At 70.4% G+C, this 20,020-nt stretch carries 15 protein-coding genes; 2 read left to right on the plus strand and 13 right to left on the minus strand.

The annotated features are described in order from the left end of the window. Positions 1–33 precede the first annotated feature (33 nt). Complete coding sequence (pgl, locus tag ACEN8D_RS03335) at positions 34–804, plus strand: 6-phosphogluconolactonase (protein WP_071296304.1); 771 nt, start codon at positions 34–36, stop codon at positions 802–804. Positions 805–1,080: 276 nt separating this feature from the next. Here the strand turns inward: pgl and ACEN8D_RS03340 are convergent, their stop codons facing one another. The 11 genes from ACEN8D_RS03340 to uvrB form a co-directional block, all read right to left on the minus strand. Beyond that, complete coding sequence (locus ACEN8D_RS03340) at positions 1,081–1,440, minus strand: RNA polymerase-binding protein RbpA (protein WP_070416207.1); 360 nt, start codon at positions 1,438–1,440, stop codon at positions 1,081–1,083. 3 nt (positions 1,441–1,443) lie between these two features. Next, a complete protein-coding gene (gene secG / locus ACEN8D_RS03345; RefSeq protein WP_056124375.1) occupies positions 1,444–1,695 on the minus strand; it encodes a preprotein translocase subunit SecG in 252 nt (83 codons plus the stop codon). Positions 1,696–1,814: 119 nt separating this feature from the next. Continuing rightward, positions 1,815–2,594 carry a triose-phosphate isomerase gene (tpiA, locus tag ACEN8D_RS03350; protein ID WP_071296368.1) on the minus strand — a complete coding sequence of 260 codons (780 nt, stop codon included), beginning with the start codon at positions 2,592–2,594 and terminating at the stop codon, positions 1,815–1,817. Beyond that, on the minus strand, positions 2,591–3,808 hold the full coding sequence (locus ACEN8D_RS03355; RefSeq protein WP_413399287.1) for a phosphoglycerate kinase: 1,218 nt from the start codon (positions 3,806–3,808) through the stop codon (positions 2,591–2,593). The genes tpiA and ACEN8D_RS03355 overlap by 4 nt, the downstream gene beginning before the upstream one ends. A 3-nt stretch (positions 3,809–3,811) precedes the next feature. Further along, positions 3,812–4,816 carry a type I glyceraldehyde-3-phosphate dehydrogenase gene (gene gap, locus ACEN8D_RS03360; RefSeq protein WP_070416209.1) on the minus strand — a complete coding sequence of 335 codons (1,005 nt, stop codon included), beginning with the start codon at positions 4,814–4,816 and terminating at the stop codon, positions 3,812–3,814. Positions 4,817–5,074: 258 nt separating this feature from the next. Further along, on the minus strand, positions 5,075–6,055 hold the full coding sequence (gene whiA, locus ACEN8D_RS03365) for a DNA-binding protein WhiA (protein WP_070416210.1): 981 nt from the start codon (positions 6,053–6,055) through the stop codon (positions 5,075–5,077). A 75-nt stretch (positions 6,056–6,130) separates the two neighbouring features. Next, positions 6,131–7,033, minus strand: coding sequence for an RNase adapter RapZ (gene rapZ / locus ACEN8D_RS03370; RefSeq protein ID WP_070416211.1), 903 nt, complete (start codon positions 7,031–7,033; stop codon positions 6,131–6,133). A 258-nt stretch (positions 7,034–7,291) separates the two neighbouring features. After that, positions 7,292–9,436 carry an excinuclease ABC subunit UvrC gene (gene uvrC, locus ACEN8D_RS03375; protein ID WP_495601152.1) on the minus strand — a complete coding sequence of 715 codons (2,145 nt, stop codon included), beginning with the start codon at positions 9,434–9,436 and terminating at the stop codon, positions 7,292–7,294. After that, positions 9,437–12,463 carry an excinuclease ABC subunit UvrA gene (gene uvrA / locus ACEN8D_RS03380; protein WP_413399507.1) on the minus strand — a complete coding sequence of 1,009 codons (3,027 nt, stop codon included), beginning with the start codon at positions 12,461–12,463 and terminating at the stop codon, positions 9,437–9,439. It lies immediately after the preceding gene. 48 nt (positions 12,464–12,511) lie between these two features. Then, the gene (locus ACEN8D_RS03385) at positions 12,512–13,456 is read right to left on the minus strand and encodes an SDR family NAD(P)-dependent oxidoreductase (RefSeq protein ID WP_413461327.1); all 945 of its coding nucleotides are present in this window, start codon (positions 13,454–13,456) and stop codon (positions 12,512–12,514) included. After that, positions 13,446–15,518 carry an excinuclease ABC subunit UvrB gene (uvrB, locus tag ACEN8D_RS03390; RefSeq protein ID WP_070419051.1) on the minus strand — a complete coding sequence of 691 codons (2,073 nt, stop codon included), beginning with the start codon at positions 15,516–15,518 and terminating at the stop codon, positions 13,446–13,448. The genes ACEN8D_RS03385 and uvrB overlap by 11 nt, the downstream gene beginning before the upstream one ends. Positions 15,519–15,688: 170 nt before the next feature. Between uvrB and ACEN8D_RS03395 the strand changes: the two genes are divergently transcribed. Then, positions 15,689–17,017 carry an MFS transporter gene (locus ACEN8D_RS03395; RefSeq protein ID WP_413398785.1) on the plus strand — a complete coding sequence of 443 codons (1,329 nt, stop codon included), beginning with the start codon at positions 15,689–15,691 and terminating at the stop codon, positions 17,015–17,017. A 161-nt stretch (positions 17,018–17,178) separates the two neighbouring features. On the opposite strand, the gene ACEN8D_RS03400 is transcribed toward ACEN8D_RS03395, so the two are convergent. Together ACEN8D_RS03400 and ACEN8D_RS03405 are read right to left on the minus strand one after the other, a co-directional pair. Then, positions 17,179–18,510, minus strand: a complete 1,332-nt coding sequence (locus ACEN8D_RS03400; protein WP_413398786.1) for an acyltransferase — start codon at positions 18,508–18,510, stop codon at positions 17,179–17,181. Further along, positions 18,507–20,003: a class I adenylate-forming enzyme family protein gene (locus ACEN8D_RS03405; protein WP_413398787.1), complete on the minus strand. Its 1,497-nt coding sequence runs from the start codon at positions 20,001–20,003 to the stop codon at positions 18,507–18,509. Before ACEN8D_RS03405 ends, ACEN8D_RS03400 begins: the two co-directional genes overlap by 4 nt. Between the last annotated feature and the right edge of the window lie 17 nt (positions 20,004–20,020).

Below are 20,020 nucleotides of genomic sequence, written 5' to 3' on the forward strand. Positions count from 1 at the left end.
CGACCGGTCGACCACCACGAACACGGGAGTCACGTGACCAACGAACGGCGGGTGCTGGTGCACCCGGACAAGCAGGCCCTCGGCGCTTCGGTCGCCGCACGCTTCATCACGAAGATCATCGACGTGCTCGACGAGCAGGAGCGCGCGGACATCGCCATCAGCGGTGGTTCCGTGTCCTCCCTCGTCCTCGCCGCGATCGGCCAGTCGCCGGCGCGTGAGAGCGTCGACTGGTCGAAGGTGCACGTGTGGTGGGTCGACGAGCGCTGGGTGCCCGCGGGCGATGCCGATCGCAACATCACCGGCACGCAGACGGACTTCTTCGACCACGTCGACATCCCGGAGTCGAACATCCACCCGATCGCGGCGTCGGACGCTGGCATCTCGATCGAGGACGCTGCGACCCGCTACGAGCAGGAGCTGCACGCCGCCGCGCCGGACGACGCCATCGCGCCCCGGTTCGACATCACGCTCCTCGGGGTCGGACCCGACGGTCACACCGCGTCGCTCTTCCCGGAGTTCCCGCAGCTCACGGTGACCGACCGCATCGTGCTGCCGGTGGACGACTCCCCCAAGCCGCCGCCGCAGCGCCTGACCCTCACCTACCCGGCGATCAACGCGTCGCAGCGCGTGTGGGTCATCCTGTCGGGTGCTGAGAAGGCCTCGGTCCTCGGGCTCGCGCTCGCGGGCGCCTCGGTCGACGAGGTCCCCGTCGGTGGCGTGCAGGGGCGCAAGCGCACCGTGTTCTTCGTGGACCAGGACGCCGCTCGCGACGTCCCCGAGAACCTCATCGCGTCGACGTACTAGACGCGGGTCCCTGACGGACGGGAGGCGCGGTGCCGGCTGGCACCGCGCCTCCCGTCCGTCAGTGGGTGCGGCCGCCCCGCCCGCCCGCCCGCCCGCCGGCCCGCCCGCCGAGGTCGCACAAGGTGTCGCCCGTAGCGCGCGGAAGCAGCGCTTCGTGCGACCTCGGCGGCGCCCGCACGGCATGTCGCGCGACCTCGCCGGTCCCCCGCGCACCCACCACACGCACGAAGGCCCCCGTACCGGATCGGTACGGGGGCCTTCGGACGTCTCGTGCGACTACTTCGCGGTGCCGCGACGCTGACGGAGCTGCTGCAACGCGTCCTCGAGGAGCTGCGCCGCCTCTTCTTCGGTGCGACGCTCCTTCACGTACGCGAGGTGCGTCTTGTACGGCTCGGTCTTGGAGACCACGGGAGGGTTCTCCTTGTCGCGACCAGCCGGGAGCCCGGTCGACGGCGAGTCCACCGTCTCGGGGATCTCGTCATCGGGGAGGCCGGCGGCGAAGTACCGCACGACCTCGTTGCCGAGCGCATCCCAGTACGAGATCGCCACACGCTCGGCCTGGACCCCGCGGTCCTGCTCCCCCATCGGGCCCGCGCCGACGCGCGAACCCCGGATTGCACTGCCTCCGGATGCCATGGATCAGCTCCCCGCCGTGAACTTGTTGATGAGACCGAGCACGATGATCGACACGATCCAGAGGAGACCGAGGATCACCGTGATGCGGTTGAGGTTGCGCTCGGCGACGCCGGACGCCCCGAGGTTGCTCGTCACGCCGCCGCCGAACATGTCGGAGAGGCCGCCACCGCGGCCCTTGTGCAGCAGGATGAGGAGCGTGAGCAGGAGGCTCGTTATCGCGAGCAGGACCTGCAGCACGACGGAGAGAATCGCCACGACGTACCTTTCGTGTCAGTCAGCCATCCGAGTATACCGGCCAGGTGGTCGGCCGAGGTCCCCGGGCTGGGCGTGGCACAGGCCGGCCGCACGATGGCGACCGGCCTGTGTCCGGTGGATCAGAGTCCGACGTGCTGCCGGAAGCGCGCGATCGCCGCGAACTCCTGCACGTCGAGTGAGGCGCCACCGACGAGCGCGCCGTCGATGTCGGGCTCGCGCAGGAAGCCGGCGATGTTGCCCGACTTCACCGAGCCGCCGTAGAGCACCCGCGTCGCCGCGGCTGCCTCGTCGCCCCAAGCTGCAGCGATCCCGCGACGGATCGCAGCGCATTCGTCCTGCGCCTGCTCGGCGGTCGCGGCCTGGCCGGAGCCGATCGCCCAGACCGGCTCGTACGCCACGACGATCTCCGAGGGCTGCACGGCGTCGAGGACGACCTGCAGCTGCTCGACCGGCACGACACCGGCGCCGCGCTCCTCGCGCTGCTCGCCGGTCTCGCCGACGCAGACCACCGGCACGAGACCGTGCTTGACGGCCGCGGCGGTCTTCGCGGCGACGACCTCGTCGGTCTCCGCGTGCAGCGTGCGCCGCTCGGAGTGTCCGACGATGACGTACTGCGCGTCGAGTGCGGCGAGGAACGCCCCGGACACGTCGCCCGTGTAGGCGCCCGAGTCGTACTGGGACAGGTCCTGCGCGCCGAAGCGGATCGGGAGCTTGTCGGCCGAGATGAGCGTCTGCACGCTGCGGAGGTCGGTGAAGGGCGGGAAGACCGCGACCTCGACGTCGTCGAAGTCGTGGCGTGCGTCCTTCAGCGTCCACGCGAGCTTCTGCACGGTGGCGATGGCCTGGAGGTGGTCCAGGTTCATCTTCCAGTTGCCCGCGATCAACGGCGTCCGGGTCATCGCGACCACCCCAGTGCTTCGAGACCGGGGAGCGACTTGCCCTCGAGGAACTCGAGGCTCGCACCGCCACCGGTCGAGATGTGCCCGAACTGGTCGTCCGAGAAGCCGAGCGACCGGACGGCCGCGGCGGAGTCGCCACCGCCGACCACACCGAGGCCGTCGACCTCGGTCAGGGCCTGCGCGACGGTCTTCGTGCCGGCGGCGAAGGCCGGGAACTCGAACACGCCCATCGGGCCGTTCCAGAACACGGTCTTCGACGAGGACACCGCGGAAGCGAACCGCGCCGCCGTCTCCGGGCCGATGTCGAGGCCGATGCCGTCCGCCCCGAAGGACGACGACTCGATCGCGTCCGCGGCGACGGTCTCGTGCGACGCGTCGGCCGCGAACCCGGACGCCACGACGACGTCCGTCGGCAGGTCGATCGTCACGCCGAGCTCCTTCGCCCGCGAGAGGTACTCGCGGACGACGTCGAGCTGGTCGGCCTCGAGCAGCGACTTCGCGACCCCGTGGCCCTGGGCCGCGAGGAACGTGAAGAGCATGCCGCCGCCGATGCAGAGCGTGTCCACCTGCGGCAGGAGGTGGTCGATGACGCCGAGCTTGTCGCTGACCTTCGACCCGCCGAGCACGACCGTGTACGGCCGCTCCGGCGTCGTCGTGAGGCGTTCGAGCACGCCGAGCTCGGTCTCGATGAGCGACCCCGCTGCGCTGGGCAGCGCGGATGCGAGCTCGTACACCGAGGCCTGCTTGCGGTGCACGACACCGAATCCGTCGGACACGAAGGCGTCCCCGAGGGCGGCGATGCGGTCCGCGAAGTCACTGCGCACGGCAGCGTCCTTCGAGGTCTCCTCCGGGTTGAACCGGAGGTTCTCGAGCAACAGGACGTCGCCGTCCCCGAGTTCCCCGGCGGCCGCGGTCGCTTCGTCGCCGACGGTCTCGCCGACGTACGTGACCTCTTTGCCGAGCAGCTCGGAGAGCCGCTGGGCCACCGGCGCGAGCGAGAACTCCGGCTTGGGCTCGCCGTCGGGGCGGCCCAGGTGGGAGATCACGATGACGCGCGCGCCGGCGTTGATGAGGGTGTTCAGGGTGGTCAGCGACGCGCGCACGCGGCCGTCGTCCGTGATCACGCCGTCCTTGAGCGGGACGTTGAGGTCACAACGGACGACGACACGCTTGCCGGCGAGGTCGCCGAGGTCCTCGAGGGTGCGGAGTGCCATGGGTTAGAGGCGCTCGCCCACGTACTCGGTGAGGTCGACCAGACGGTTCGAGTACCCCCACTCGTTGTCGTACCACGAGGTGATCTTCACGAGGCCGCCGATGACCTTGGTCAGGCCGGAGTCGTAGATCGAGGAGTGCGGGTCCGTGGTGATGTCGGTCGACACCAGCGGGTCCTCGCTGTAGAGCAGGATGCCCTTGAGCGGGCCCTCGGCCGCCTCCTTGTAGGCGGCGTTGATCTCGTCGACGGTGACCTCGGACTTGGTCTCGAGGGTGAGGTCGGTGATCGAGCCGGTCGGCACCGGGACGCGGAGCGCGAAGCCGTCGAGCTTGCCGGCGAGCTCCGGCAGGACGAGGCCGATGGCCTTCGCCGCACCCGTGGAGGTCGGGACGATGTTCAGGGCTGCAGCACGCGCACGACGCGGGTCCTTGTGCGGGCCGTCCTGGAGGTTCTGGTCGGCGGTGTAGGCGTGGACCGTGGTCATGAGACCGCGCTCGATGCCGAACTTGTCGTGGAACACCTTGGCGAGCGGCGCGAGGCTGTTCGTGGTGCAGGACGCGTTCGAGATGATGTTGTGGTTCGCGGGGTCGTACTGGTCCTCGTTCACGCCGAGCACGATGGTGACGTCGTCACCCGTGGCCGGGGCAGAGATGATGACCTTCTTGGCACCGGCGTCGATGTGCTTCTGCGCATCGGCGGCCTTGGTGAAGAAACCGGTCGACTCGATGACGATGTCGACACCCAGCTCGCCCCAGGGCAGGTTGGCGGGGTCGCGCTCCGCGAGGACCTTGATCGCCTTGCCGTCGACCACGATGTTGTCGCCGTCGAGCTCGACCGTCGCCGGGAGCTTGCCGGTGATGGAGTCGAACTTCAGCAGGTTCGCGAGGGACGCGTTGTCGGTGAGGTCGTTCACCGCCACGATCTCGAGGTCGCTGCCCTTGGCCAGTGCGGCCCGGAAGAAGTTCCGGCCGATGCGGCCGAAGCCGTTGATACCGATCTTGACGGTCAATGGATCTCCTGGTGGGTGTGGAGCGCCCAGGGGGCGCTGCTTTCGGAGTCGTGTGGCCCTTCGGGCCCACGTGTGGTGGACGATACGCCCCGTAACGTCGCCGTAACGACCCTAGCAGTCGGACACTGCCAGACCGCGCGGGATGACGGTCCGTCCGGACGGTCGCGAGCGCCGCTCTGGACCACCCCGACGACGGACGGGAGGCGCGGTGCCAGCTGGCACCGCGCCTCCCGTCCGGAACGTCGTCACGCCCGTCGATCAGGCCCCTTCGAGCTCCTCGGGAACGCTCGCTTCGGTCCCCGGGATCCCGAGGTCGGACGCGCGCTTGTCGGCCATCGCGAGGAGGCGGCGGATGCGCCCGGCGATGGCGTCCTTCGTCATCGGCGGGTCCGCGTGCTGGCCGAGCTCGTCGAGCGACGCGTCGCGGTGCTGCAGCCGCAGCGAGCCGGCGTACTGGAGGTGGTCGGGGACCTCGTCGCCGAGGATCTCGAGCGCACGCTCGACCCGCGCGCACGCGGCGACGGCGGCCTGCGCGGAGCGACGGAGGTTCGCGTCGTCGAAGTTGACGAGACGGTTGGCGGTGGCACGGACCTCGCGGCGCTGGCGCATCTCCTCCCAGTCGGCGGTGGTGCGGGCGGCGCCCATCACGGTCAGCATCTGGCCGATGGCCTCGCCGTCGCGGATGACCACGCGGTGCACGCCACGGACCTCACGGCCCTTCGCCGCGATGCCGAGCCGCGAGGCGGCGCCGACCAGGGCCATCGCGGCCTCGTTGCCGGGGCAGGTGACCTCGAGTGCGGCGGCACGGCCGGGGTCGGTCAGGGTGCCGGCGGCGAGGAACGCACCACGCCAGATCGCGGCGAGGTCCTCGCGGTTGCCGGTGGTGAGCCGGTTCGGCAGACCGCGCACCGGGCGGCGGCGGGCGTCCATGAGGCCCGTCTGCCGGGCGAGGGTCTCCCCCGCCTCGAGCACGCGCACGAGGTACCGGGTGCCACGACGGGCGGACGCGGACGACCCCACCGACGCCTCGCTCCGCACGCCGTACAGCTCGGCGAGGTCCTTGCGCACACGGTGCACGATGATCCGGGTGTCGAGTTCGACCTCGACGGCGATCCGGCCCGAGATGACGTGCAGGCCACCCGCGAACCGCAGGATGGTCGCGAGCTCGGCAGCGCGGACCGTGTTGCGGTTCACGACGACCCGGGCCAGTTCGTCCTTGACCTCGGCAGTCAACGGCACAGCATCATTCCTAACGTTTCTTCTGGTGGGGTCCGCGTGCCCGGCGCACGTCGTGTGGAGCGGCCGGAGGGACGGTCACTCTCGGCCGAGGTCTCGGTTCTTCACACGCACGGCGACGTCGGGCATCCCGCGGAGGAGGTTCGCCAGCTCGGCGACGATGGCGACCGAACGGTGCTTGCCGCCGGTACAGCCGATGGCGATCGTAGCGTGTCTTTTGTTCTCGCGCTGGTACCCCTCGAACACCGGCTCGAGGACGTCGGCGTAGCGCTCGACGAACGTGCGGGCTCCGGGCTGGGCCAGGACGTAGTCCGAGACGGGTCGGTCGAGGCCCGTGTGCGGGCGGAGTTCCGGGACCCAGTAGGGGTTCGGCAGGAACCGCACGTCGGCCACCATGTCGGCGTCGGCGGGCAGTCCGTACTTGAACCCGAAGCTCATCAGGGTCACCTGGACACCCGTGAAGTGGTCGTCGGCGAACTGCTCGGTGACGGCGTTCGCGAGTTGGTGGATGTTCAGGTCGGAGGTGTCGATGACGAGGTCCGACGCCTCGCGCAGGGCCGCGAGCCGACTGCGTTCGCGGCCGATGCCGTCGAGCAGCGTGTCCTCGCCCTGGAGCGGGTGCGGTCGCCGCACCTGCTCGAAGCGCCGCACGAGGACCGCGTCCGTCGCCTCGAGGAACAGCACCCGGACCCGGGCCGAGGCGCTCTTGCGCACCTGCTCGACCGCCTGCTCGGGATCGGTGAAGAACCGGCCGCCGCGGACGTCGACCACCGTGGCGATCTTGGGGATCTTCTCACCGGCGCGGTCCGCGAGCTCGGTGAGCGGCGCGAGCATCTGCGTCGGGAGGTTGTCGACGACGTACCAGCCGAGATCCTCGAGCGCCTTCCCCACCGTCGAACGACCCGCCCCGGACATGCCGGTGACGATGAGGATGTCGTGCTGCTGCGGCGATCGTGTCGGCGCTGGGACGCTGTCGGTCATCTGGGAGTGGGCTCCGTCGTGGCGGCCCGGGCGCGTCGCCCGGGGAGGTCTCGGCTGCGGGACAAGGGTATCGCCCGGACGCCGGGCTCGGGGTGCGTCATCCGGTCGGGTGCGGTCCGTCCGTCGGCCGTGGCCCGTCGGTCTGGTGCCGTCCGCCGGTCGGGTGCCGTCCGTCGGTCGGGTGCGGTCCGTGGGTCTGGTGCCGTCCGCCGGTCGGGTGCGGTCCGTCGGTCGGCCGCACGGGAGGCGCGGTGTGCGTCATGCGGGCAGGTGCGGGCCGTCGTCGGTCACCTCGGGGAGCCGGGCCGGCCCTCCGGAGCGAGTGGCGCCCGACTGCGTGGCGGCTGCCAGGTCGGGCGCGCCGGCTGGGCCGGGCGCGCTGGCGCTGCCCGGTTCGACGGCGGCGTCAGCCACGCTGGCGGTGCCGGGTTCGACCGCCGTGTCCGGCGCACCGGCCCCGGCGGGAGCGCTCGTCGGTGTCGGGGCGCCCGCGGCCTCCGGCGCGCTCGTCGGCGTCTGCGCGAGCTTCGTGACCACGGCCGCCGCCGTCGCCGGTCCGACACCGTTCACCTCGGCGATCTCGTCCGCCGTCGCCTCGCGCAGGCGCGCCACCGACCCGAAGTGCTTCAGCAGCGCGTTCACCCGGGTGGGCCCGAGACCCGGGATCTCGGACAGCCGCGACCGGACGTCCCGCTTCCGCCGGGTCCGCTGGTGCGTGATCGCGAACCGGTGCGCCTCGTCACGGATGCGCTGGATGAGGAACAGTGCCTCGGAGTTGCGCGGCAGGATCACCGGGAAGTCGTCGTCCGGCAACCAGAGTTCCTCGAGCCGCTTCGCGATGCCCACAAGCGCGATGTCGTGCACCCCGGCCTCGTCCATCGCGCGCTTCGCCGCCTGCACCTGCGGCTGCCCGCCGTCGACGATGAGCAGTTGCGGCCGGTACGCGAACCGCTTGGTCGGCTTCGAGCCCTCGACGACCTCGTCGCTGGTGACGTCGGGGACGTCCGGCAGCTCGGCGTCCTCGTCGAGGCGCGCGAGCCGGCGGGACAGCACCTGGTACATGCTGTCGGTGTCGTCCGTGGTCTCGGCGATCGAGTACCGCCGGTACTGGTCCTTGCGGGGCAGCCCGTCCTCGAACACGACCATCGACGCGACGACGTTCGTCCCCTGCAGGTGCGAGATGTCGTAGCACTCCATGCGGAGCGGTGCCTCGGTCATGCCGAGGGCGTCCTGGATGTCCGCCAGCGCCGCGGACCGCGTCGTGTAGTCGGCGGAGCGCTTCGTCTTGTAGAGCATGAGCGCCTGCGCCGCGTTCTGCGCCGCGGTCCGGGCGAGCCCCGCCCGGTCACCCCGCTGCGCGGTGCTGAGCTTGGTGCCCCGACCGCCACGGCGTTCGCTGAGCCACTGCTGCAGTGCGTCGGCGTCCTCCGGCAGTTCCGGCACGACGACCTCGCGCGGGGGCTCTTCGCCCGTCGCGTACTGTCCCTGCACGATCTGCTCGATGAGGTCGCCCGTCGAGATGTCGAGTTCCTTGTCGACGACCCACCCGCGCACACCGCGGATGCGCCCGCCGCGCACCGAGAACAGCTGCACCGCCGCGGCGAGCTCGTCCTCGGAGATGCCGAACAGGTCGAGGTCGACCGAGTCGCGGAGCACGACCGCGGACTTCTCGAGTACGGCCTCGAGCGCGCCGACCTGGTCGCGGAACTTCGCGGCCTGCTCGTACTGCATCGCGTCGGCCGAAGCGGCCATGCGCTGCCGCAGCTGCGTGATCACCCGGCGGTCGTAGCTCGCCATGAAGCGCACGAACTCCTCGACCAGCGCGCGGTGCTCGGCGATCGTGACCTTCTGGGAGCACGGACCGCCGCACTTGCCGATCTGCCCCGGGAAGCACGGTTTGCCGGTCTGCATAGCCTTCTTGTACGACGAGTCCGAGCAGGTGCGGATCGGGAACACCTTGATCATCAGGTCGATCGTGTCGTGCACGGCCCAGATCTTCGGGTAGGGCCCGAAGTACTTCGCGCCCTTGATCTTCCGGTTCCGGGTGACCATCACCCGGGGCGACTCCTCGCCCAGGGTGATCGCCATGTACGGGTAGGACTTGTCGTCCCGGAACTTGACGTTGAAGGGCGGATCGAACTCCTTGATCCAGGTGTACTCGAGCTGCAGCGCCTCGATCTCGGAACCGACCGTCGTCCACTCGACGCTCCGTGCCGTGAGCACCATGCGCCGGGTGCGCTCGTGCAGCGTCGGCAGCGGTGCGAAGTAGTTGCTCAGCCGGGCACGGAGGTTCTTCGCCTTGCCGACGTAGAGCACCCGGCCGGCTTCGTCACGCCAGCGGTAGACGCCCGGATCAGTGGGGATCTCCCCCGCCTTCGGACGCCACGGGACGGTGTCCGCCACCTACCGAGCACCCGCCTTCTGCTTCGCCTTCGGACGCTTCTGGGTGGCCGTGCGTGCGCCGACCGCCTGCTCCTTGCCGACCCGCGCGTCCTGCGCGTCGAAGATCTCCTTGAGGAAGACCCCGGTGTGGCTCTCGGGCACGTTCGCCACGTGCTCGGGCGTCCCCGTCGCGAGGACCGTCCCGCCGCCGGATCCACCCTCGGGTCCCATGTCGATCAGCCAGTCCGCCGACTTGATGACGTCGAGGTTGTGCTCGATCGTGATGACCGTGTTGCCCTTGTCGACCAGGCTCTGCAGCACGAGGAGCAGCTTGCGGACGTCTTCGAAGTGCAGACCGGTGGTCGGTTCGTCGAGGACGTAGACCGTCCGGCCGTTCGACCGGCGCTGGAGCTCGGTGGCGAGCTTGACGCGCTGCGCCTCGCCCCCGGAGAGGGTCGTCGCGCTCTGTCCGAGCCGGACGTAGCCCAGCCCGACGTCGACGAGGGTCGCCATGTACCGGTGGATCGCGGAGATCGGCTCGAAGAACTCGGCTGCCTCGCTGATCGGCATGTCGAGGACCTCGGAGATGTCCTTGCCCTTGTAGTGCACCTGCAGCGTCTCGCGGTTGTACCGCGCACCGCCGCAGACCTCGCACGCGACGTAGACGTCGGGGAGGAAGTTCATCTCGATCTTGATCGTTCCGTCACCGGAGCAGTTCTCGCAGCGACCGCCCTTGACGTTGAAGCTGAAGCGACCGGGCTGGTAGCCGCGCGCCTTCGCCTCGGGCGTCTCGGCGAAGAGCTGTCGGATCCGGTCGAACACGCCCGTGTAGGTCGCCGGGTTGGACCGCGGGGTCCGACCGATCGGCGCCTGGTCGACGTGCACGACCTTGTCGAGCTGGTCGAGCCCCTTCACGCGGGTGTGCTTGCCCGCGATGTGCCGTGCGCCGTTGAGCTGGTTGGCGAGCACCTTGTAGAGGATGTCGTTGACGAGCGTCGACTTGCCCGAGCCGCTCACCCCGGTGACCGCGGTGAACACCCCGAGCGGGAAGTCCGCGTCGATCGACTTGAGGTTGTTCGCCCGCGCACCCTGCACGCTGATCGTGCGCTTGAGGTTGACCTTGCGACGCTCGGCCGGGACCTCGATCGCACGTCGGCCCGCGAGGTAGTCGCCCGTGATCGATTCGCGGTTCTCGATGATCCCCTCGTACGAGCCGGAGTGGACGACGTTGCCGCCGTTCACACCCGCGCCGGGGCCGATGTCGACGACCCAGTCCGCCGTGCGGATCGTGTCCTCGTCGTGCTCGACGACGATGAGCGTGTTGCCGAGGTCCTTGAGCTTCACCAGGGTGTCGATCAACCGCCGGTTGTCGCGCTGGTGCAGCCCGATGCTCGGCTCGTCGAGGACGTAGAGCACGCCGGTCAGACCGGACCCGATCTGGGTGGCCAGACGGATGCGCTGCGCCTCGCCGCCGGACAGCCCGCCCGCGCCACGGGAGAGCGTCAGGTAGTTCAGACCGACCTCGAGCAGGAACTCGAGCCGCGCCCGGATCTCGCGCAGGACCGCCGCCGCGATGTGCGCCTCGCGCTCGGTGAGGGTGAGGCTCTCCATGAAGCCGTACGCGTTGTCGAGCGACATGTCCGTCACGTCGGCGATGCTGCGGCCGTCCACCGTCACCGCGAGCACCTCGGGCTTGAGGCGCGTGCCGTCGCAGACCGGGCAGGGGACCTCGCGCAGGTAGCCCTGGAAGCGCTGCCGCTGCGAGTCCGACTCGGCCTCGGCGAACTTGCGCTCGATGTAGGGCATGACGCCCTCGAACCCGCTCGTGTACCGCATCTCGCGGCCGAACCGGTTGCGCCAGGACACCGACACCTGGAAGTCCTTGCCGGTGAGGATCGCTGCCTGCACCGAGGCGTCGAGACGGCTCCACGGGGTGTCCAGGTCGAACCCGAGGTCCTTGCCGAGGCCGGCGAGGAGCTTCTCGAAGTAGGAGTACAGCCCGCTCGTGCCCGTCCACGGCAGCAGGACGCCGTCGCGCAGGGACGCCTCGGGGTCGCCGAGGACGAGGTCCGGGTCGACCGACATGCGGGTACCGAGGCCGGAGCACTCGGGGCACGCACCGAACGGCGCGTTGAACGAGAACGTGCGGGGCTCGATCTCGGTGAGCGCCAGCGGGTGGTTGTTCGGGCAGGAGAGGTTCTCGGAGTAGGTCCGGACCGCACCGGGTCCCTCGGCGTCGACGAGGTCGATCGCGACCGTGCCGTCGGTCAGGCGCAGTGCCGTCTCGAGCGAGTCGGTCAGACGTCCGAGGATGTCCTCGTTCGCGACGAGACGGTCGACGATGACGGAGATGTCGTGCTTGACCTGCTTCTTGAGCTTGGGCGGGTCGCTGAGCTGGATGCGCTCCCCGTCGACGATCGCGCGGGCGTAGCCGGACGCCGCCAGTTCTTGGAAGAGGTCGACGAACTCGCCCTTCTTCTTGGAGATGACGGGCGCGAGCACCTGGAACCGCGTGCCCGACTCGAACTCCATGAGCTGGTCGGCGATCTGCTGCACGCTCTGCTTGCTGATCACCTCACCGCAGACGGGGCAGTGCGGGATGCCGATGCGCGCCCAGAGCAGACGCATGTAGTCGTAGACCTCGGTGATGGTGCCGACCGTCGATCGCGGGTTGCGGTTCGTCGACTTCTGGTCGATCGAGACCGCGGGCGAGAGCCCTTCGATGAAGTCGACGTCCGGGCGGTCGACCTGCCCGAGGAACTGGCGCGCGTACGCGGACAGCGACTCGACGTAGCGGCGCTGTCCCTCGGCGAAGATCGTGTCGAACGCCAGCGAGGACTTGCCGGATCCGGACAGACCCGTGAACACGACGAGCGAGTCGCGTGGGATCTCGAGGTCGACGTCGCGCAGGTTGTGCACGCGGGCACCGCGCACGCTGAGCGTGGAGGTGCTGTGCGGTGCCGTGCCGCCGGGGATGTGGAGGTCTACGGGCTCGCCGAAGGCATTCCGGCCCGACGTCGAGGTTCCGCGGTCAGAGGTGATGGTCATCGTCGTCGATTCTACGAAGCGGCACCGACATTCGGCCGCGATGGACGGTCAGACGAGTGCGTCGAGAGCGAACGCGACCCCGGCGGCACGCTCGCTCGCCACCCACAGCCGGGCGGCCTCGGCTCGGTCGTGGGCCCGCGGTTCGGCCCGGACGACCGCTGCCGGCCCCCGGAGCTGCATCCAGCCCGACGGCCCCCAGTACTCGCCGGAGCGGACGCCGTCGGCGATCGCCGCGTGCACGAGCGAGTCGGCGCCGGCGTCCTTGCCCTGGGCGTACAGCCGCTGCGCCGGACGGGTCCACGCCGGCTCCGATCGGGACGATGCGACGTCGGGACGCTCGGGTGACAGCAGGTCGAGCGCGAACCCGGGATGCGCGACGACGCTGGAGACCGGTGACCCGGCATCGGCGAGGCGTTCGGCGAGCTCGAAGCCGAAGAGCATGACCGCGAGCTTGCTCCGCCCGTACTGGCGGTAGCTGGAGTAGTGGCTCGCGCCGAGCGGGTCCGCCGGGTCGAGCCGTGCCCACCGGTGTGCGATCGACCCGAGGTGCACCACGCGCCCCGCGCGGCGGTCGAGCAGCGGGAGCGTCAGCGCCGTCCAGGCGAAGTGCCCGAGGTGGTTCGTGCCCACCTGCAGCTCGGTGCCCTGGGCCGTCCGCTGCATCGTGCTCGCGCCCACCACGCCGGCGTTGTTCACGATCGCGTCGACACCCTCCGGCTGCAGCGCCGCGAGCTCGTCGGCGGCTGCCCGCACGCTGTCGAGGTCGGCGAGGTCGAGGTGCACGTGCGCGAGGTCGGCGCCGTCCACGTGGCGACGGATGCTCCGCTCGGCCGCCGCAGCGCGCTCGCGGCTGCGGGTCGCGAGGACGACGCGGTGACCGGCGGCGGCGAGCCGCTCCGCGGCGAAGTACCCGAGGCCAGCACTCGCACCGGTGACGACGACCGTGCGACGAGACCCGTCGCGCGCGGCGCGCGCGCCGGCGTCAGCTGACATGGCCCGCCGACTCCATCTGGCGCAGCGCCTTCTTGAGGTCCTGCACCTCGTCGCGGAGCCGTGCGGCGAGTTCGAACTTCAGCTCGGCCGCCGCCTGCAGCATCTGCTCGTTGAGGTCGCCGATGGTCGCTTCGAGCTGCATCGCCCCCTCGCCCGCGATCCCGCCGCGCTTGAGGTTCGGCGTCGGCGAGCGTCGGCCGTCCGCTCCGGGGCGACCTTCGAGCAGCGCCTTCGTGTCGTCGTTCTCACGCGCCAGGATCTCGGTGATGTCGGCGATCTTCTTGCGCAGGGGCTGCGGGTCGATGCCGCGCTCGGTGTTGTACGCCACCTGCTTCTCGCGGCGCCGGTCGGTCTCCTCGATCGCGGTCTTCATCGAGTCGGTCATCTTGTCGGCGTACATCAGCACCTGGCCCGAGACGTTGCGGGCGGCACGACCGATCGTCTGGATGAGGGACGTCGACGAGCGGAGGAAGCCTTCCTTGTCGGCGTCGAGGATCGCCACGAGCGAGACCTCGGGCAGATCGAGCCCCTCGCGCAGGAGGTTGATGCCGACGAGCACGTCGTAGACGCCCTGGCGCAGTTCGGTCAGCAGCTCGACGCGCTTGAGGGTGTCGACGTCGGAGTGCAGGTACCGGACCCGGACGCCGGCGTTGCCGAGGAAGTCGGTGAGTTCCTCGGCCATGCGCTTGGTCAGCGTCGTGACGAGCACGCGCTCGTCCTTCTCGACGCGCTGGTTGATCTCCTCGAGCAGGTCGTCGATCTGGCCGTCGCTCGGCTTCACGACGATCTCGGGGTCGACCAGGCCCGTCGGGCGGATGATCTGCTCGACGACGCTGTCGGTCACGCCGAGTTCGTACCGGCCCGGGGTCGCCGACAGGTAGACCTTCTGGCCGGAGCGCTCGAGGAACTCTTCCCAGGTGAGCGGTCGGTTGTCGAGGGCGCTCGGCAGGCGGAACCCGTGCTCGACCAGCGTGCGCTTGCGGGAGGCGTCCCCTTCGTACATCGCGCCGATCTGGGGCACGGTGACGTGCGACTCGTCGATCACGATGAGGAGGTCGTCCGGGAAGAAGTCGAGCAGGCAGTGCGGCGGTTCCCCCGCGGCACGGCCGTCCATGTGGCGCGAGTAGTTCTCGATGCCGGAACAGAAGCCGATCTGCTCCATCATCTCGATGTCGAACGTGGTGCGCATCCGGAGCCGCTGGGCCTCGAGCAGCTTGCCCTGCCCCTCGAGCTCGGCCAGGCGCTCGGCGAGTTCGTCCTTGATCGTGGCGATCGCCCGGTGCATGACCTCGGTGTCGGCGACGTAGTGCGACGCCGGGAAGATCGACACGGCGGGCATGTCCTCGATCACGTTGCCGGTGAGCGGGTGCAGGTACGACAGGGCCTCGACCTCGTCGCCGAACATCTCGATGCGGATCGCGTGCTCTTCGTACATCGGGATGATCTCGAGCGTGTCGCCGCGGACCCGGAAGGTCCCTCGTGCGAAGTCGACGTCGTTCCGCTGGTACTGCATCGCGACGAACTTGCGGACGAGCTGGTCGCGGGAGATGGTCTGGCCGACGTGCAGCGCGACCGACGCGTTCATGTACTGCTCCGGCGTCCCCAGGCCGTAGATGCAGGACACCGTCGAGACCACCACGACGTCGCGCCGGCTGAGCAGCGAGTTCGTCGTCGAGTGCCGGAGCCGCTCGACCTCGGCGTTGACCGAGGAGTCCTTCTCGATGAAGGTGTCCGTCTGCGGGACGTACGCCTCGGGCTGGTAGTAGTCGTAGTACGAGACGAAGTACTCGACGGCGTTGTTCGGCAGCAGGCTCCGGAACTCGTTCGCGAGCTGGGCCGCCAGGGTCTTGTTGTGCGCGAGCACGAGCGTCGGCCGCTGCACCTGCTCGATGAGCCACGCGGTCGTCGCCGACTTGCCCGTACCGGTCGCACCGAGCAGCACGACGTCGGTCTCACCGGCGTTGATGCGACCGGCCAGTTCGGCGATCGCCGCGGGCTGGTCGCCGCTCGGCGAGTACTCGCTGATGACCTCGAACGGGCGGACCGCGCGCGTGGGCTCGATTGACACTGCCATGCCCACCACGGTAGTCGGCACCCCTGACACCGGAGCCGTCTGCTCGCCCTCGGCGTATCGTCCACGCCAAGCACGCTCCGAGACCGCTGATAGGGACCCGGCATAGCCTCCGATCCGTTCAGCAACCCGACTCGCTCTCACTCCCCGAAGAGGCCCCCATGACGACGGCGACCCCCGCCGCACCGACGAAGGGCACCCCGTTCCGCGGACGCATCCGCGGACGAGTGCTCATCCTGCTGTGCTGCATGTACGCGATCTCGTACATCGACCGCACCAACATCTCCACGGCGCTCCCCCACATCACCGAGGACTTCGGCTTCAACGAGACGACCGCCGGGCTCATCGTCTCCGCCTTCGCACTCCCCTACGCCCTGCTGCAGGTCTTCGGCGGCACGATCGCCGAGAAGTTCGGTCCCCGGAAGGCCCTGTTCGTCATCACCGTGATCTGGGGTGTCGCCACCCTCTGGACCGGGTTCTCGGTCGGCTTCTGGACGCTCTTCGCCGCCCGCGCGCTCCTCGGCCTGAGCGAGGCGGCCGCGTTCCCCGCCGCGACCCAGGCGATGAGCCGCTGGATCCCCCGCGACCGCAACGGCTTCGCACAGGGCGTCGTGCACTCCGCGGCGCGCCTCGGCAACGCCCTCGCGCCGCTCCTCGTCGCCTGGGTCATCGGTGCGACCGGCAGCTGGCGGTGGGCGTTCTTCGCGACGGCCGTCCTGTCCATCGCCTGGGCGATCGTCTGGTTCGTCTGGTTCCGCGACAAGCCCGAGGACACCACCGGCATCCAGCAGGTCGAGCTCGACGAGCTGCCGCCGGTCGAGACCCGCGCCACCCGGCCGCCCGTCCCGTGGCGCACGCTGGCCCGGCAGATCTCCCCGGTGACCTTCGTCGACTTCGGGTACGGCTGGGTGCTCTGGGTGTTCCTCACCTGGATCCCGACGTTCCTCAGCGACACCTACGGCCTGCCGATCAGCCAGTTCGCCCTCTTCACCACGCTCGTGCTCCTCGCGGGCGTCGTCGGCGACACCGTCGGCGGGATGCTCAGCGACCGGATCATCCACCGCGGCGGGGACAGCCGGAACGCCCGGAGGATCGTCCTCGTCATCGGCCTCGGCGGCTCCCTCGTCTGCCTCGTCCCCCTCGTGATCGGGCAGGGCCTGGTCGTCGCGACGATCTCGCTCGCCCTCTCGTTCTTCTTCCTGGAGCTCTGCAACGCCAACCTCTGGGCAATCCCGATGGACGTCGCCCCGCAATGGTCCGGCACCGCGTCGGGGTTCATGAACACCGGCTTCGGCATCGCCGGCGTGATCTCGCCGATCGTGTTCGGCGCGCTGATCGACGCCTCCGGCTGGCAGCTGCCCTTCGCCCTCTCCTGCGTGCTGCTCGCCGCTGCGGCCGTGGTCGCGTGGTTCATGAAGCCGAAGCGGCTCACGATGACGGACGGCGTCCTCGAGATCGGCGTCCCGAAGGCCGAGCAGCACGCCGGCTGATCCGCGTCGCGACGACCGCAACACGCTGCGGACGGGAGGCGCGGTGCCGGCCCGACCCGCGCCTCCCGTCCGGCACTGCGCACGACGCGAGGCGCGCTGCCAGCCCGACCCGCGCCTCCCGTCCCCGCGCGGTGCGGGCGACGCCCCATCGGTGGACGCGGTCAGCGCGTCGACCGCCGCCCGACGTCGTCCGTCTCCCCCACGAGCGCATCGTCCGGTTCGACCGGCTCGACCGGGTCGACCCGCGGTTCCGGGGCGACCACCGGCACGGCACCAGCACCCGCACCCCGAGCAGCCGACTCCCGCTTCCGCGCCCGCGCCGCCCGCTGCCCACGCGACGACAAGGACGGCCGCCCCGTGAGCGGCACGCTCAACGGCGTCCACCGGAACAGCTCCGTCACGGCCACCGACATCACGAGCACGAGCACGTAGGTGACCAGCGTGAGCCAGGGCTTCGGGACGACGCGCTCGAGCCAGCTGTCGCCGTAGAGCAGGATCCAGATCGCGAACGGGTGGCTGAGGAAGATGCCGAACGACCGGTCCGAGCCGTAGTCGACGACGCGGGCGAGCGCGCTCCCGGGCCGGCGCCGATCCGCCCAGCGCGCGCCGATCGCCAGGAACCCGACGAACACGGCGCTGCTCCAGAGCACCTGGACCGGCTGCAGGGGCGTGCCGGCGGCGTAGAGCGACTGCCCGAGACCGACCTGCAGCCACCAGACGCCGAGGGTGAGCGCGCCGGCGCCCGCGAAGCCCCAGAGGACGGCGCGGCGGTGCACCCGGATGAACCGGAGGAAGGCGTCCGCGTGGTCGGCGGCGATCGCGCCGGAGACGATGAAGAACACGTACGAGAAGAAGAACTGCTTCTGGTAGCCGTGCATCCACGCGTCGCTGGCGGGGAAGTACTTGTACCCGGCGAAGACCACGAGCTGGAACACGAGCGTCACGGCGAGGACCGCGACGTGGTGGCCGCGCGTCCTCCGCACCAGCCACGCGATGACCGGCAGGAGCAGGTACACCTGCATCGTCACGAGCAGGAAGTAGAGGTGGTACCAGGAGACGCCGGTGACGATGCCCTCGGCGTACGTGCGCACGAGGTCGGGCACGTCGCCCCGGCGGGTGGCGCTGAGGAGCCAGGACGACGCCACGTAGACGAACGACCACGCCAGGTAGGGCACGCCGACGAGCAGGAAGCGCTTCGGCCAGAACTGCGCCATCGGCCGCGGTCGGAGCGTGTAGCTGTAGACGAGCACGAAGGCGGTCAGCGAGAAGAAGACCAGGCGGGTGAAGTGGAGCAGGCCGAGCAGGGCGTTCAGCGGGACGTCGTCGGCGGCGACCGTGTGACTCGTGGTGTGGACGCCGATGACGCAGGCGAAGGTCAGGATGCGGAGGACGTCGACCTCGTAGAGGTGGCGCGGCTTCCCCTCGGCGGTGCGGGTCGGCGTCTGCACCCGACGGTCGGCAGCGTCGGCGGTGGGCGTGGCGGCGTCGGTCACGGGTGTTCGGCCATCGTCCGCACCTTCGCCCGCTGCACCTTGCCGGTCGGCGCGCGCGGCAGGTCGGGCACGACGACGATCTCGACCGGACGGCGGAACCGTGTGAGGTGCGCTTCGGCCCGCGCGGTGAGGTCGGCGACCAGGGCCTCGGCGTCCACGGCCTCGTCCGGCTGCGGGATCACGTAGGCGATCGGCACCGCGCCGAGGACCTCGTGCGGCCGCCCGACGACCACGGCCTCGAGCACGCGGTCGTCGCCGAGCAGCACGTCCTCCACCTCGGAGGGGTACACCTTCTCGCCGCCCCGGTTGATGACGTCGTCCGAGCGACCGGCGAGCGACACCCAGCCGTCCGCCGAGACCGATCCGACGTCACCCGTGCGCAACCAGCCGTCCGCGTCGAACCGCTCCGCTGCGCGATCGAAGAGGTAGCGGTGGACGATGCCCTCGCCGCGGATCCAGAGGGCACCGACCTCGTCGGCGGGCAGCACTGTGCCGTCCTCGCCCCGGACCTGCACCTCGGACCCGACCGGGACGCCGACGGTCCCGACGCGTGCGGGAGCACCGAGCGGCGTGGCGGTGATCTGCGACGCCCCCTCGGTCATCCCCCAGCTGACGACGAGCGGGACGTCGCCGAGCGCCTGCCGCACCGGATCGGGCAGCGGAGCGGAGGCGCTCCGGACGAACCGGAGGCCCTCGGGGAAGTCGAGCGGACCGGTCTTCGCGAGGACCGCGAGGATCGCCGGGACCGCGTTCAGCCAGGTGATCCGGCGCTCGGCGAGCAGCTCCCAGAAGCCGGTGCGACGGAACCGTCGGTCGAGCACGAGGGTCCCGCCGGCCACGAGGGTCGCCAGCAACCCGACGACCTCGGCGTTCACGTGGAAGAGCGGGAGGGAGTTGAACCCGCGGTCCTCCGGCGTGAGGCGGTTGTGCTGCGCCACGGCCCGGGCCACGAACAGCAGCTGCGACTCGGGCAGTTCGACGCCCTTCGGGGTGCCGGTGGAGCCGGAGGTGAAGAGCACGACGGACCCCTCGCCCGGTGCGTCCGGGTTCTCCGACGGCAGGTCGCCGTCGCGGACGGCTGCCGGGAGGAACGTGGCCGCGTCGATCCCGCTCGCCGGCGCCCCGGGGACGGTCGCGTCCACGGCGCGGTCCGACACCACGAGCGAGGCACCGCCGATCAGGTCGGCGAGACGGCCGGGTTCCGAGGTCGGCTGTCCGGTGTCGACGGGGATCGCCCGCCGACCGGTCGAGAGGGCGGCGAGGTGCACGACCGCGAACGAGAGCGGGTCGGCGAGGTCGACCAGGACCGCCCCGGACGGCGCGACCCCGATCGCGTCGAAGGTCGAGGACCACGCGGACACCGCGTCCTCGAGCGCGCGGTAGGTCAGGACGCGGTCACTGCGTGCGTCCTCGAGGTAGCTGCGCTCCCCGTCCTGCGCCGCGCGGGCACGGATGGTCGAGCGCAGGTCGGGTCCTTCGCCTGCTTGCTGCACGGACCCAGAGTATTGCG

Source organism: Curtobacterium sp. Curtsp22, assembly GCF_059492135.1.

Coding starts and splice junctions, on each gene's coding strand:
- uvrA (WP_413399507.1), bottom strand. CDS start 12,463: ATGACCATCACCTCTGACCGCGGAACCTCGACGTCGGGCCGGAATGCC.
- rapZ (WP_070416211.1), bottom strand. CDS start 7,033: ATGACCGACAGCGTCCCAGCGCCGACACGATCGCCGCAGCAGCACGAC.
- ACEN8D_RS03395 (WP_413398785.1), top strand. CDS start 15,689: ATGACGACGGCGACCCCCGCCGCACCGACGAAGGGCACCCCGTTCCGC.
- tpiA (WP_071296368.1), bottom strand. CDS start 2,594: ATGACCCGGACGCCGTTGATCGCGGGCAACTGGAAGATGAACCTGGAC.
- ACEN8D_RS03385 (WP_413461327.1), bottom strand. CDS start 13,456: ATGTCAGCTGACGCCGGCGCGCGCGCCGCGCGCGACGGGTCTCGTCGC.
- ACEN8D_RS03340 (WP_070416207.1), bottom strand. CDS start 1,440: ATGGCATCCGGAGGCAGTGCAATCCGGGGTTCGCGCGTCGGCGCGGGC.
- ACEN8D_RS03355 (WP_413399287.1), bottom strand. CDS start 3,808: ATGGCACTCCGCACCCTCGAGGACCTCGGCGACCTCGCCGGCAAGCGT.